A 13,410-nucleotide genomic window follows, 5' to 3' on the forward strand; every position below is an offset into this window, starting at 1 on the left:
GCCCACCGGGCCTACAAAACTCATCGAAGGTTTCCCACGATTTCAATCACATCGCTCTGACCACCCTGTTTTGCGGATGCCGTCTAAGCTCTGAAAGTTGGTTTTGCCCTGGTTTCACGGAGGATTAAATATGCTGCTGTTGTGGATACTGGTTCTGGTTGTCGGGATTGCTTATTTAGCCCACCGTCGTGTCGCCCCGCTGCCCGCCCTGTGCGTCGTTGCCGTTTACGTGGTGGCGATGGGCGCTTTCAGCCGCGCGCCAGGCTGGTTGCTGCTGGTTCTCTGGGTGTTGATCGCGGCTGTGGCTGCGCCCTTGTTGTTGCCCGACCTGCGCCGCAAATTTTTCAGCGCGCCGCTGTTCAGCTGGTTCCAGAAAACCCTGCCACCGATGTCGCAAACCGAACGCGATGCAATCGATGCCGGCACGGTCTGGTGGGATGGCGAACTGTTCAGCGGTCGCCCGGACTGGAACAAACTGCTGGCCTATCCAAAAGCGCAGCTGAGCGAAGAGGAACAGGCCTTCATCGACGGCCCGACCGAAGAACTCTGCGCCATGGTCAGCGACTGGCAGATCGGTCAAACCATGGACCTGCCTCCCGAAGCCTGGACCTACATCAAGGAAAACGGCTTCTTCGCCCTGATCATTCCCAAGGAGTTCGGCGGCAAGGGTTTCTCCGCCTATGCCCACTCCCAGGTGGCGATGAAACTGGCGACCCGCAGCGGCGACCTTGCCTCTACCGTGATGGTCCCCAACTCCCTCGGCCCGGCCGAACTGCTGTTGCATTACGGCACCGACGAGCAACGCAACCACTACCTGCCACGACTGGCGCGCGGCGATGACATCCCGTGCTTCGCACTGACCGGGCCACTGGCCGGCTCTGATGCGGGCTCCATGCCCGACACCGGGGTGATCTGCAAAGGTGAATGGGAAGGCAAGGAAACCCTGGGCCTGCGCCTGAACTGGGAAAAGCGTTACATCACTCTGGGTCCTGTCGCCACCCTGCTCGGCCTCGCGTTCAAGGCCTACGACCCGGATCACTTGCTGGGTGAGGAGGAAGACCTGGGGATCAGCCTGGCATTGATCCCGACCGATACCGCCGGTGTCGAAATCGGCCGCCGCCACTTGCCGTTGGGCGCGTCATTCATGAACGGCCCGAACTCCGGCAAAGATGTGTTCGTACCGTTGGAGTTCCTCATCGGCGGCCAGGAAATGCTCGGCAAAGGCTGGATGATGCTGATGAACTGCCTGTCGGTCGGGCGTTCGATTTCGTTGCCAGCGGTCGGCACCGGCGCCGCCAAGTTCACCAGCCTGGTGACTGGCCAGTACGCTCAGGTCCGTGAACAATTCAACGTTCCTTTGTCGGCTTTCGAAGGTATTCAGGAAGCGATGGCCCGTATCGGCGGCAACGCCTGGATGATGGATGCCGCGCGGATGCTCACCGCCAATGCGGTGGATTTGGGCGAGAAGCCATCGGTGCTGTCGGCGATTCTCAAGTATCACCTCACCGAACGCGGCCGCGAGTGCATCAGCCACGCCATGGATGTTCATGGCGGCAAGGCAATTATCATGGGGCCGAACAACTACCTCGGTCGCAGCTGGAACGGCGCGCCGATTTTCATCACGGTGGAAGGCGCGAACATTCTCTCGCGTAACTTGATGATCTTCGGCCAGGGTGCGATTCGCTGCCATCCCTTCGTGCTTAAGGAAATGGCCCTCGCCGGTCGTGAAGACAAGGATCAGGCACTCACTGAATTTGATGGCCTGCTGCTCAAACACATCGGTTTCGCCGTGAGTAACGCCGCCAGCACGCTGGTGCTGAACCTTGGTTTCGGTCACTTCGAACACGCGCCAGGCGACAAGCTCAGCCAGGGTTACTTCCGCGCCCTCAATCGCCAGGCGGCTGCGTTCGCCCTGCTCGCCGACCTGAGCATGATGCTGCTGGGCGGCGAATTAAAACGACGCGAACGTCTTTCGGCACGTCTGGGGGATGTGCTCAGCAACATGTACCTTGCCTCCGCCGCGCTCAAGCGTTACCACGACCTCGATTCACCGGGGCACATGGCACCGCTGTTTACCTGGGCCATGGAAGAAAGCCTGGGGCAGTCGGAACGAGCACTGGATGAGCTGCTGACCAACTTCCCGAACAGAGTGTTGGGTTGCCTGTTGCGGGTGATCGTGTTCCCGTTCGGTCGTCGTCACAAAGGGCCATCGGACAAACTCGGCGCCGAAGTGGCGGCGGTGATCGGCCGCGCCAAGGGCGATCCGACCCTGGAAGAGTTGCTCGGCGGTTGCTACCGGCCGCAATCCACTGATGACCCGGTTGGCGCCCTGCAACATGCGTGTAACCTGCTGAGTGCCGCGCAACCGCTGCGCAAAAAGCTTCATGTCGCGCTCAAAAGTGGCCAGGTCAAACCGGTCGCTGGGGAGCACGTCATCGACGCAGCGCTTGAAGCTGGCGTGTTGCAGCCCAGGGAAGCGCAGACCCTGCGTGACGCCGAAGCGGCGCGACGCAAGGTAATTGATGTCGATGATTTCGACAAAAAGGAACTGGCGCTGGGCAAAGGAAAGGTCCGCTGATCCAGCAAGTCATGTAAAAAGGGGCGCGGGCGCTTTATACTCCCGCGCCCGTTTTGCTCTTGAGGACTTATCTCGTGTCCAATGTCGTTGCCGATCATCTTGTCTTGCTCGACCACCTGCGCAGCATCCTGGTCGCCGTAGGTGAGGCCGAACAGGTTCCCGAAGAAAGCCATGCCTTGTTCCTGGAGCGCTTCGACGAACTGCGTGCGTTGCTGCCGGTCGACCCGATCGAAAGCCAATACCTGGGCCAGGACATTCTGTGCCAGGTGATTACCCGCTACCCGCAAATCGCCCACCTGGTCCCGCGCGACCTGCTGTGGTACTTCGCCGGTGACTGCCTGCATTACATGCCCGACGATGAAATCGACTTGTATCAGGCACTGGAAGAACGTCGTTTCGAAGCTGAACAAAACGACGAACCGTTCGACTGGAACCAGGAAAAACAGCTGCTGGCGATGTCGAAAGACGACAGCAAGCACTGATCCTCGGTCAGAAATGCAAAAGGCCCGCATGGTGATTCATGCGGGCCTTTTTTGTGCCTTGCTTCAAGTGATGCAGTGGCTGGTCGGGGCCCTTCGCGGGCAAGTCGAACCGTCGCACCGCCGCTCCCACAGGGGGGCCGTGCCGATCACAAATAATGCGGCATACCTCAATCAACTGTGGGAGCGGCGGTGCGACGGTTCGACTTGCCCGCGAAGGCGTCTGTCAGAGCAATCCATCACTCTCGGGCAACTCATACTCTGCCACGCCCCTGCCCAATGCATTTGGCTTACCCGGCTTGCTCAGCGTTGGTTCCTTCTCCAGGCACTCCACCAGATAGTCGATCAGCACCCGTAACTTCGGTGGCAAATACCGGGTTGGCGAATGCAGCAACCAGGCACCGCCGTGGTAGGACGCCAGAAAGGTCCAGTCCGGCAGCACCTGCACGATCAACCCCTGCTCCAGCGCATAACGCGCGGTGAAGTACGGCAGGCTGCCAATCCCGATGTGCTGCAACACTGCGCCCAACCGCACGCCGGTGTGATTGGCCGCATAACGTCCGCGCACGCCAACGGTGACAGCCTTGGTGCCTTTCTTGAATTTCCAGCGTGCATCGCTCGGCGTTTCGCCCAGATAGATGCAACTGTGGTTGAGCAAGTCGTGGGGATGGGTCGGTGTGCCGTGTTCGGCCAGGTATTGCGGCGTTGCACAGAGCATGTGATCGATGGTGAGCAATTGCCGACCGACCAGCCCAGCAGGTGGCCGATCTGTAATACGAATCGCCAGATCAACGTTGTCGTCGATCAAATCCACCTGGCGGTCCTCAAGCAACAGCTCTACATCCACTTTGGGATAGCGACGCAAAAATTCCGGCATATGCGGATGAATCACGAAACGCCCCACCGCCTTCGGCACACTGACGCGCACCCGTCCTTCGGCTTCATGGGTGAACTGACCGCTGATCTCCATCACCGACTTGGCGGCGCTGACCATATCCTGGCAACGCTTGAACACCTCTTCCCCACCATCACTCAAGCGCAGCTTGCGCGTGGTTCGCTGCAGCAAACGGGTGGCGAGCGCCTTCTCCAGGCGCGAAATGCTGCGACTGACCGCTGAGGGAGAAGAACCCAATTGTCGAGCAGCCTCGGAGAAGCTGCCGGTCTCGACAACCTTGACGAAGATCGCCATTTCACCGAGCAGCGGTAGTGGAAGATTTATGCTCACAGCGCAACAGTCCTTTGATGTTTGAACGGATTATCACGCAATTCCACGCTTCATATAATAAAAATAGAATTGTTAATAAGGGCATGGAATATGACGCTTCGCCTCTTTTTCCATAGTGATGACCTCAAGGCTAATGTGGAAGTCCTGGATTGCACGCCCCACGAGAACGAATTTGCCGTGGTGCTACGCGCCACGTTGTTTCACCCCCAGGGTGGTGGACAGCCCTTTGACACTGGCTGGATCGGCGAAAGCCGTGTCCTGCGGGTTGTTCAGGATCCGGACCGGATCATTCATTTCGTCGACCATCCGGTAAAACCGGGCATGACTCAGATCCGGGTCGACGAACAACGCCGCCAGTTCAATTCACGCATGCATTCCGCCGGCCACCTGATCGGCCACTTCGTCCAGGCCATGGGCTGGATGCCGATCAAGGCTCATCACTGGCCAGGCGAAGGACGCGTGCAATTCAAACCGGCAGAGTCGGCAAAAGAGGTTGATGCCGAGATGATTCAGCACGGCATCGAGCAGTGGATCGCCCATGATCTGCCGCGCCTGACGTCGATGCGTGAAGGCGCCCGGGAAATCAGTTTCGGTGAACTGCCCGCCTACGGCTGTGGCGGCACCCATGTACGCAGCCTGAAGGATTTGGGCACGGTCATGATCGCTTCCCTTTCACTGAAGAAGGGAACGCTGTCAGTCCACTACAGCGTGGATTGAGCATTTGGGCGATGCCGTTCCTGTCATCGCCTGACGCCGGGGGAGCCTGCGGTCGCGGGCTCTGTTGACTATCTGATAGATGGACCTAAGACATGATGCTTGACGTCGAGCGTCTCGATGAGACGTGCATAAAAAAACTGGCCAATGAAGAAGTCCTCGCCGTGCGCGTCAAAGGCTTTCTGCCCCGACCGCTGGCGATTCAGATTGGCGACAAGATCCTCGCCCCTGGCTTCGAGGGTTACATCAACGCGCCGAGTATCGGTCGCATCGGCATGGCGTTTTATGAAGCGGAAAACCAGCCGCTCCTGATCGAAGATTACTTCGAGCGTGCCACCCGCAACATTGCGGAGTTGCGCAGTCGCTGTGCGCCCTACTCGTCCCCGGTCGACACCCTGCGCTGCATGCTCGACGAGTCCTGGCCGGCGGGTGCACACCTGGAAAATCTGTACGGTCGCAAGATGTACGTTGGGCTTTCACGGGTAGTGAAACCCGGTGTGTGCTTTCTGGCCCATCACGACATTTTCGCCAAGGACGCCCCGGACAGTTTCCAGGCGCGAAGTCTGGAGTCGCAGTTCGCCTGCAATGTTTACCTCAACATGCCGATCGAGGGTGGCGCGCTGCAGATGTGGGACGACGATATTTCCCCGGAGCAGTTCGACGACATGCGCGGCGACAGTTACGGCATCGATCCGTCCCTGCTCGGCCCGCCGACCCTGGAGATTCGTCCGGATCCGGGAGATTTCATCATGTTCAATTCACGCCGCATGCACTCGGTGACACCGGGCGTGGCCGATCCGCGCTTAAGCCTTTCATTCTTTGTCGGCTATCGCGGCAATGCATCACCCCTTACCTTCTGGAGTTGAGATGCAGCTTTCCAATTACCTGGGCGAGTTCCTGGCGCTGGCAACTATCCACTTTCTGGCCGTCGTCGCCCCCGGACCGGATTTTGCGGTCACCATCCGCCAGAGCGTGCGTTTCGGTCGATGGGTGGGGATCTGTACCGCGCTGGGCATCGGTGCGGGCATTTCCGTGCATGTGCTTTACACCCTGTTCGGCGTCGGTGCATTGATGCACACCACCCCTTGGCTGTTGACCGTGGCCAAGGTCGTGGGCGGCGCCTACATTCTGTACCTCGGCGTAAGCCTGCTGCGCAGCCAACCCAAATCCATGCCGGAGGGTGAAAAAAATGCAGAAGAACCGATGGTCGAGCAAACACTGCTAAAAGCGTTTACCACCGGGTTTCTGACCAATGCCACCAATCCCAAGGCGACACTGTTTTTCCTGGCAATCTTCACCACCATCATCAGCACCACGACACCACTCAAGATTCAGGCGCTATACGGTCTCTGGATGTGTTTCGTGAACGCACTGTGGTTTGTCATCGTTGCGCTGTTCTTTTCAAGCAACAAGGTGCGGTTGTTGTTCATGCGCCTGGGGCACTGGTTCGAACGGAGCATGGGAGTGATCCTGATCCTGTTTGCCGGTCGGTTGATTTTGTCGATGTAAATACCCGTGAATCGAGCAGGAGGCGGCTTTACAGCCGCCGTCCTCTCACACCACCGTACGTACGGTTCTACGGACTGGCCCCTCAGCATAACCCGTCAATATCAGGCAACGGCACTGCGCTATGACCTTGCCTGCACCGCTCTCCCGCCCGCCTTTCTCCAGTCTTTGCACCCGTGGTTTTTTTTAAAAATCATGGCACTTTGGTTTGATTGAACTAACGTTCAAGCAATAAGAAGTCATAACGGCTCGAGTTTTCACGTTAGCTTCAGTGATCAGATGGTGAATAGGCAAAAGGAGTTACCTCTCTATGATCCTGTCAGGCGTTTTCCGGCTCTGTACCTTCATTGCCGATTACTTTCCGGGGGAGCCACGTCGGCGGACAGTACCGTCCATAGCCGCAAGTTTCGCTCTGGCGAGCAGTCCAGGTAACCGGATCACTAAAAACCGTTTTAGCAAAGGTCGCTCGCTATCCAGCCAGATCAGCGAATTGCGCTCGCTCGTGTGTAGCACGTAAGGAATAACACCAAGACCATGGACAAGTGGTCTGACGCATTGGGGGGGATAGTCCGGTCCCCGTGAAGTGATCCGTGACAAATCAGTCAGCCTAAAGATGGCCTATCCAGTGAGGATGTATTAAATGAGCCTTCGTCCCGTGCCCGCTTTCAAGCGAATCATCCATGGCCTGTTCTGGACAGGCCTCAGCGTGAATGCGGCTCAGGCCGCGCCGAACAATTGTTCGCAACTGGACAGTTGGCCGACAACGTATGAGGTCGGCCAGGGGCTGCAAAGTGAATTGCGCAGCCCCGTTCCGATAACACAACTGGCGGTGGGTGACCCGAAAATTGCCGACGTGCAATCCAGTGCAAACAGTAGCAACAACGCCTTCATACTCACGGGCGTTGCACCGGGGACCACCAGCCTGATGGTCTGGACCGCCTGTTCGAAAACGCCGCGCCAAAGCATGGTGTTCGTCAAGGGTAAGGCCACCGCGGCGCTGACCAGCGTGCCGTCGGTGCCTTCCGACGACCCGCTGCTGCCAAGCCAGGTGCAGACCGATATCCGCTTCGTTGAAGTCAGCCGGACCAAGCTCAAGGAAGCTTCCGCCTCGATTTTCGGCGTCCGGGGCAACTTCCTGTTCGGCTCGCCGAGAACCCTGCCCACCATCAACGGCATTGTCAGGCCGTCGCTGCCCGTGAACAACGACATGTTCAACCTCAGTTTTGCTACCGGCAATACCCTGGTGGCGCTCAACGCGCTGGAGGGTAGTGGTTTCGCCTACACCCTGGCGCGGCCAAGCCTGGTAGCGCTCAGCGGGCAGAGTGCGAGCTTCCTGGCCGGCGGTGAAGTACCGATTCCGGTGCCCAGTTCAGGCAGCGATAACGTGTCCATCGAGTACAAGGAGTTCGGTATCCGCCTGACCCTGACGCCGACCATCGTCGGGAAAAACCGTATCGCGCTGAAGGTGGCGCCGGAAGTCAGTGAACTGGACTTCACCAACGCAGTGAGCATCGCCGGCACGATCGTCCCGGCCCTGACCGTACGCCGTACCGATACCAGCATCTCTCTGGCCGACGGCGAAAGCTTCGTCATCAGCGGCCTGATCAGCACCCACAACGATTCCCGGGTGAACAAGTTTCCGGGGTTGGGCGATATTCCGATTCTGGGCGCGTTTTTCCGCGACAACAGCATCAACCGTGAAGAGCGCGAACTGCTGATGATCGTCACCCCCCACCTGGTCCAGCCACTGGCTGCGAATGCACAACTACCGTCATTGCCTGGCGAGCAACTGCGCAATTACGACCCGAACTTCTACCGCATGTTCTTCCTGGAAAATGGCAACTTCGACAGTCTCAGTGGGCTCTCGCAATGAACCGAAGCCTGAACCAGACGTGCCTCGCCCTCACTCGTAACGGTGATGTTGAACACTTGCCAGGCCAGCTTCATTGCCATTGGCCAGGCGTTCAACGTGTTGTAGCCAGAGGACATTCGATGAAAGCAGTCATTGCAATAGCGGCGACAATAATGCTCGCAGGTTGTGCCAGCAATGGCCTGTCTTCGCGACCGGCGAGCTGTGCCAAGCCCGGCTCTGATCAAGAACTGGCCCTGAACCTGGCCGACAACATGGCCAACGAAGGCCGTTTGTATGCCAGCCTGGCGAATCTGGAAGGATTGCCCGATAACCTGGTCCAGGTTCGCCTGCGCAAGGCTCGAGTGCTGCGCTTGATGGGGCGTAGCGAGGCGGGGCCGTTGTATCAAAGTCTGCTCGGCACCTGTCTGGCTGCTGATGGGGAACATGGTCTGGGCCAGTTGGCCGCAGAAAAAAATGATAACGCCGCCGCTGCCGCTCACCTTGAAAATGCGGTGAAGATGGACCCCACTGACGACAGGATGCGTAATGACCTGGGGGTCGTCTACCTCAATCAGCGACGGATCCCGGAAGCGCGTTTTGAGTTCATGACCGCCATGGAACTCAAGCAGGCAAACACACTGGCGGCACTCAATATGGTGACGTTGCTGATCTACCAGGATAACTGGAAGGCGGCTTCCGAACTCGTGACCCGCGCCGACTTGAGCCCCAAGCAATTCGCAGAAGCTCAAATCCGCGCGGAAAAACTCAAGGCCTCCGCCAACAAGGTGGTGGCTTCCGAGGGGAATCGCCGGACTGAGGTAGCCGATGCCTCTTCCAGTGCGATCAAGTAGAACGTACGAGGAGTCGAGATGAAGACCAAAAGACTATTGATCGTGTGCATGGCGTGCCTGTCCACCACTGCCTGGGCCATTGAGCCGGGCCCCTCTTCGCCGTATCAACAAGGTACCGAACAGTGGATGCAGCTGCAGATTCGCGGTGTGGTTGCCTCCCCTAATCTGCAAACCGCTTCGGCCACCGAACGTGACCTGGCCATGCAGCGCTGGCTGAACAGCTTCAACTACCCGATTCCGGAGTTTTATGACCAGGATACAGCGGGGAAAATTACCTCCGGCAACTGAGGCCTGTCTATGGGTGATCAGCCTCTGGCGTAGTCCAGAGTAGCCTGGCTGCAAAGCCGGGCTTAATGTCGTGTGCAGGAAAGCATTGAAATTATCTAATCCTGGCCGGATTACCCTGGAGCTGGAAGGCTGCGATCCTTTGCTCTTCAGCGGTCCCTCAGCCATAAAAATCAAAAGATCGCAGGCTCCGACGCCTCCCGCGTCGGTGTTCCTTGAAGGGGCGCCTAGCAACCATTGCTTCCGCCTTGACCAGCCTGATCGCAACAATCAGCGCCAGGCCACATCCACCCGTGATTAATAGATGTACGCAATCTCTGGAGCAGCCGAAGGCTGCGATCTTTTGCTTTTTCTGGCAGGCAAACTTATTGCCTCAACAGATCAAAAGTAAAAGATCGCAGCCTTCTGCAGCTCAGGAGAGATGTAGATTTATGGCAGGACGTGCAAATCAGGCTTAGGAGGCAAGGCCATCTGACTCGACAGCACATGCCCCCTGTTCATATCAAAGCTTCCCGAACACTTTGAGTACCCCGATCAGGGCGGGGCCAATGGCAACCAAAAAGAAGCTCGGCCACAGACATAAAATCAGTGGGAATATCAGCTTGGTGCCGATTTTCGCCCCCATCTCTTCGGCGGCCTGCGTACGCCGGTCACGGAACTCATCGGCATAGATGCGCAGGGTATCGGCCACGCTGGTGCCGAAGCGGATACTCTGCGCCAACAGGCTGACCAAACCTTGTACGTCTTCCAGCCCGGTGCGCACAGCCAGCTGTTTCAGGGCCTCGGTACTGGGAATGCCAGCACGAATTTGCGCATTGACTAGCGCCAGTTCCTCAGCCAGCTCAACCTGGCTGACCGCCATTTCCTCAGCCACCCGCTCGATAGTCAGGGGCAAGGCCAGACCTGACTCCACGCAGACCACCATCAGGTCCAGGGCATCCGGAAAGGCGGTACGCAGCCGGAGTTGTCTAGCCTTCTTGCGCTTTTGAACATACAGCGCTGGCACTAGCCACCCGACAGCCGCAGCCATAAACACCAACAACAGCCCCATCGTCAGAGAAAGCCTGGGGATCATCGGCAACAGCAACAGCGCAAGGCCAACCAGTATCAGAGGTAACAGCAAGCGCACCGCCCAGTACATCTGGACCGCCGATGACGAGCGGTAACCGGCATGCATCAACAGGGTTGGGGTAACGGACGCCTTGGCCGCTTCAGTCGCGCCAAAGCGTTGACCGACTCGCTCCAGCAACAATTGCAGATTACTCGGCGCATCCTGTCCGGCTGCGCTCCCTAAATGACCACGCTTGATCAGCGCCAGACGACGCTGCACTGGATCCTGCAGCCCCAACAACAGCAACGCCACGGTGACGACCGCGAGCACCGTACTCAAACCGATCGCACTGACGAACAACAGGCGCGCCAGCACCTCATTACTCGTCACCCGACTGAACAACCCGAGCAAATAGTCCATGACCTGCACCTCCGCGTAGCGAATACCGCTCAAACCTGAATACGGATGATTTGGCGGATCCAGAAAATCCCGAGCAACATGGCGCCGAAAGCCCCGACGATCAGCTTATGACCGACCGGATCATTGAGCAGCAAAGGCATGTAGCTGGGGGTTGTGACCAGGATCACCGCCGCCAGCACGAAGGGAATGGCCACCAGCACCCAGGCCGACATTCGTCCTTCGGCCGACAAGGTCCTGACCTTGCGCTGGAAGCGAAAGCGCCCGCGGATCAAGCGACTCAAACGCTCCAGTACCTCGGTCAGATTGCCGCCGGTCTCGCGATGAATGAGGATCGACGTCACCAGCATCATCACCGTCATACTCGGCACCCGCTCCAGCAGGCCGAGCATGGCCCGGCGCACATCATTGCCATAGTTAATATCGGCAAAGGCCAGTCCGAATTCTTGAGCCACCGGGCCCTTGTGCTCCTCAGCCACCAAACGCAGGGTTTCATTGAACGGGTGCCCGGCGCGCAAGGCCCGGCACATGGCATCCAGCGCATCCGGCAAACCCTCCTCGAACTCGGCGAAGCGTTTACTACGGTCACGAGCGATTTTCATTCGTGGCAACCAGAGCACCCCGAAACCCACCACCAGCGCCATCCACCAGACTGACGAGATCATCCAGATCAAGATGCCCGCCCAGACGCCCAGTGCCAGCCCAAGCAGCAGTACCCGATAAGCCCGGTATTCGTGCCCGGACTGCTCGATCATTTGCGTCAGCGCCTCCATAAAGGGCAACTGCTCAAGCCTGGCCTCCAGCGGCGACAAGCGTGTCAGGTACTTCTGCCTCAGCACGCTCTGCATGTTTGGCAGATTGTTGGCCCTCTCCATGACATGCAAGCGGCTGCGGATACGCTTGCGCATCTTGCCCGCTTCACCGAACACCGGCACCGCCACCCCCTGAGCCAGGAGGAAGACAGCGATAAACACCATACCGAGGAAGATCAGAATGTATTCACCGGAAATATGGCTCATGACTGCCGTGCCTCCATCCACTCAGGCCTGAACATCGTCAGCGGCAACTCGATGCCGCGCTTGGCCAGCACATCGCGGAATGCGGGGATCATGCCGCTGGGCCGAAAATCACCCAGTACTTCGCCGTTTTCGCCTATGCCTTGGCGCACGAAGGAGAAGATTTCGGTCATGGTGATGATTTCGCCCTCCATGCCGTTGATCTCCTGCACACTGACCAGGCGACGCTTGCCGTCCTCCTGGCGTTCCAACTGGATCACCACTCCGATGGCCGAAGCGATCTGTTGGCGCATGGCCTTGATCGGGAAGGTCGCCCCGGTCATCGACACCATGTTCTCGATCCGCCCCAGCGCATCGCGTGCGGTGTTGGCGTGGATCGTGGTCAACGAGCCGTCGTGACCGGTGTTCATCGCTGTCAGCATGTCCAGCGCCTCGGCACCGCGCACTTCGCCGATCACAATGCGGTCCGGACGCATCCGCAAGCTGTTGCGCACCAACTCCCGCTGGCTCACCTCGCCACGCCCCTCGATATTCGAAGGCCGGGTTTCCAGGCGTACCACGTGGGGCTGTTGCAACTGCAGTTCGGCTGAGTCTTCGATGGTAACGATCCGCTCGTTGTGCGGGATGAAACTGGACAACACATTGAGCATGGTGGTCTTGCCGCAGCCAGTACCGCCGGAAATCAGCACGTTCAAGCGCCCACGGACAATCGCCTTGAGCAGCAGGGCAATGGCCGGGGTCAACGCCCCCACCTGGATCAGGCTGTCGGTATTGAGCAGGTCCACGGAAAAACGCCGGATCGACATGCTCGGGCCGTCGATGGCCAGCGGCGGAATAATCGCGTTGACCCGCGAACCGTCCTTGAGCCGCGCATCCACCAACGGCGAAGACTCGTCGATACGCCGACCCAGGCTGGAGACGATGCGGTCAATGATGTTCAGCAAATGCTGATCATTGCGAAAACGCACATCGGTGCGTTGCAGCTTGCCGAAGCGCTCGACATACACTGAGTCATGCCGGTTGACCAAAATGTCGGACACAGTGTGATCGGCCAGCAGCGGTTCCAGAGGCCCCAGACCGAGCACCTCGTCGGTGATCTGCTTGATAATCAATTGCCGGCTGGAAGTACTCACCGGTGCCGAGTGTTCATCGAGCAGACGCAGGCAAATATCTCGAATCTGCCGAGTAGCCTCGGCCTGCTCAAGGGAGTCCAGCAAGGACAGGTCCATGACCTTGAGCAACTGCTGGTAGATCTTTTCCCGCCACTCGGCCTCCACCGGGGTGACCTGACTTCTGGTTTCGTAAAGAACGTCCGGCGCTGCACGCTCCCACGCCATTATTTCCTCTACCGGATCCAACAGGTCGTCGCCCGGTTGGGCAGCGGCGGGTTTACCGGACTGTTTGCGCAAGCGGTTACGAAAGTCGCTGATCATGGG

At 58.5% G+C, this 13,410-nt stretch carries 12 protein-coding genes; 8 read left to right on the plus strand and 4 right to left on the minus strand.

The features are described 5' to 3' along the window. The first annotated feature begins 130 nt into the window (after positions 1-130). Both IB252_RS28635 and IB252_RS28640 read left to right on the plus strand, forming a co-directional pair. Positions 131-2,578, plus strand: a complete 2,448-nt coding sequence (locus tag IB252_RS28635; protein ID WP_192411016.1) for an acyl-CoA dehydrogenase — start codon at positions 131-133, stop codon at positions 2,576-2,578. Between the two features lie 74 nt (positions 2,579-2,652). Next, positions 2,653-3,060, plus strand: a complete 408-nt coding sequence (locus tag IB252_RS28640) for a PA2817 family protein (RefSeq protein WP_008152400.1) — start codon at positions 2,653-2,655, stop codon at positions 3,058-3,060. 223 nt (positions 3,061-3,283) lie between these two features. On the opposite strand, the gene IB252_RS28645 is transcribed toward IB252_RS28640, so the two are convergent. Next, the gene (locus IB252_RS28645) at positions 3,284-4,282 is read right to left on the minus strand and encodes a LysR family transcriptional regulator (protein WP_192411017.1); all 999 of its coding nucleotides are present in this window, start codon (positions 4,280-4,282) and stop codon (positions 3,284-3,286) included. Between the two features lie 90 nt (positions 4,283-4,372). Here IB252_RS28645 and IB252_RS28650 point away from each other — a divergent pair, with 90 nt between their 5' ends. The 6 genes from IB252_RS28650 (at position 4,373) to IB252_RS28675 (ending at position 9,493) form a co-directional block, all read left to right on the plus strand. Next, a complete protein-coding gene (locus IB252_RS28650) occupies positions 4,373-4,999 on the plus strand; it encodes an alanyl-tRNA editing protein (protein ID WP_192411018.1) in 627 nt (208 codons plus the stop codon). A gap of 92 nt (positions 5,000-5,091) precedes the next feature. Further along, a complete protein-coding gene (locus tag IB252_RS28655) occupies positions 5,092-5,862 on the plus strand; it encodes a 2OG-Fe(II) oxygenase (protein ID WP_111451755.1) in 771 nt (256 codons plus the stop codon). 1 nt (position 5,863) lies between these two features. Next, entirely contained in the window at positions 5,864-6,505 is a 642-nt protein-coding gene (locus IB252_RS28660) for a LysE family translocator (protein WP_192411019.1), read from the plus strand. 637 nt (positions 6,506-7,142) lie between these two features. Further along, the gene (locus IB252_RS28665) at positions 7,143-8,375 is read left to right on the plus strand and encodes a type II and III secretion system protein family protein (RefSeq protein WP_192411020.1); all 1,233 of its coding nucleotides are present in this window, start codon (positions 7,143-7,145) and stop codon (positions 8,373-8,375) included. Positions 8,376-8,494: 119 nt separating this feature from the next. Then, positions 8,495-9,205, plus strand: coding sequence for a tetratricopeptide repeat protein (locus tag IB252_RS28670; RefSeq protein ID WP_192411021.1), 711 nt, complete (start codon positions 8,495-8,497; stop codon positions 9,203-9,205). A gap of 18 nt (positions 9,206-9,223) precedes the next feature. After that, on the plus strand, positions 9,224-9,493 hold the full coding sequence (locus tag IB252_RS28675) for a DUF3613 domain-containing protein (protein WP_192411022.1): 270 nt from the start codon (positions 9,224-9,226) through the stop codon (positions 9,491-9,493). A 499-nt stretch (positions 9,494-9,992) separates the two neighbouring features. Here IB252_RS28675 and IB252_RS28680 read toward each other — a convergent pair whose 3' ends face one another. Genes IB252_RS28680 through IB252_RS28690 form a run of 3 tightly spaced genes read right to left on the minus strand, consistent with a single transcriptional unit; the run spans position 9,993 to position 13,407 of the window. Further along, entirely contained in the window at positions 9,993-10,961 is a 969-nt protein-coding gene (locus tag IB252_RS28680) for a type II secretion system F family protein (RefSeq protein WP_192411023.1), read from the minus strand. Between the two features lie 29 nt (positions 10,962-10,990). Beyond that, entirely contained in the window at positions 10,991-11,977 is a 987-nt protein-coding gene (locus IB252_RS28685; RefSeq protein ID WP_192411024.1) for a type II secretion system F family protein, read from the minus strand. Then, positions 11,974-13,407, minus strand: a complete 1,434-nt coding sequence (locus IB252_RS28690) for a CpaF family protein (protein ID WP_192411025.1) — start codon at positions 13,405-13,407, stop codon at positions 11,974-11,976. Before IB252_RS28690 ends, IB252_RS28685 begins: the two co-directional genes overlap by 4 nt. Between the last annotated feature and the right edge of the window lie 3 nt (positions 13,408-13,410).

This window comes from Pseudomonas sp. PDM10 (assembly GCF_014852295.1).
Taxonomy (GTDB): Bacteria; Pseudomonadota; Gammaproteobacteria; order Pseudomonadales; family Pseudomonadaceae; genus Aquipseudomonas.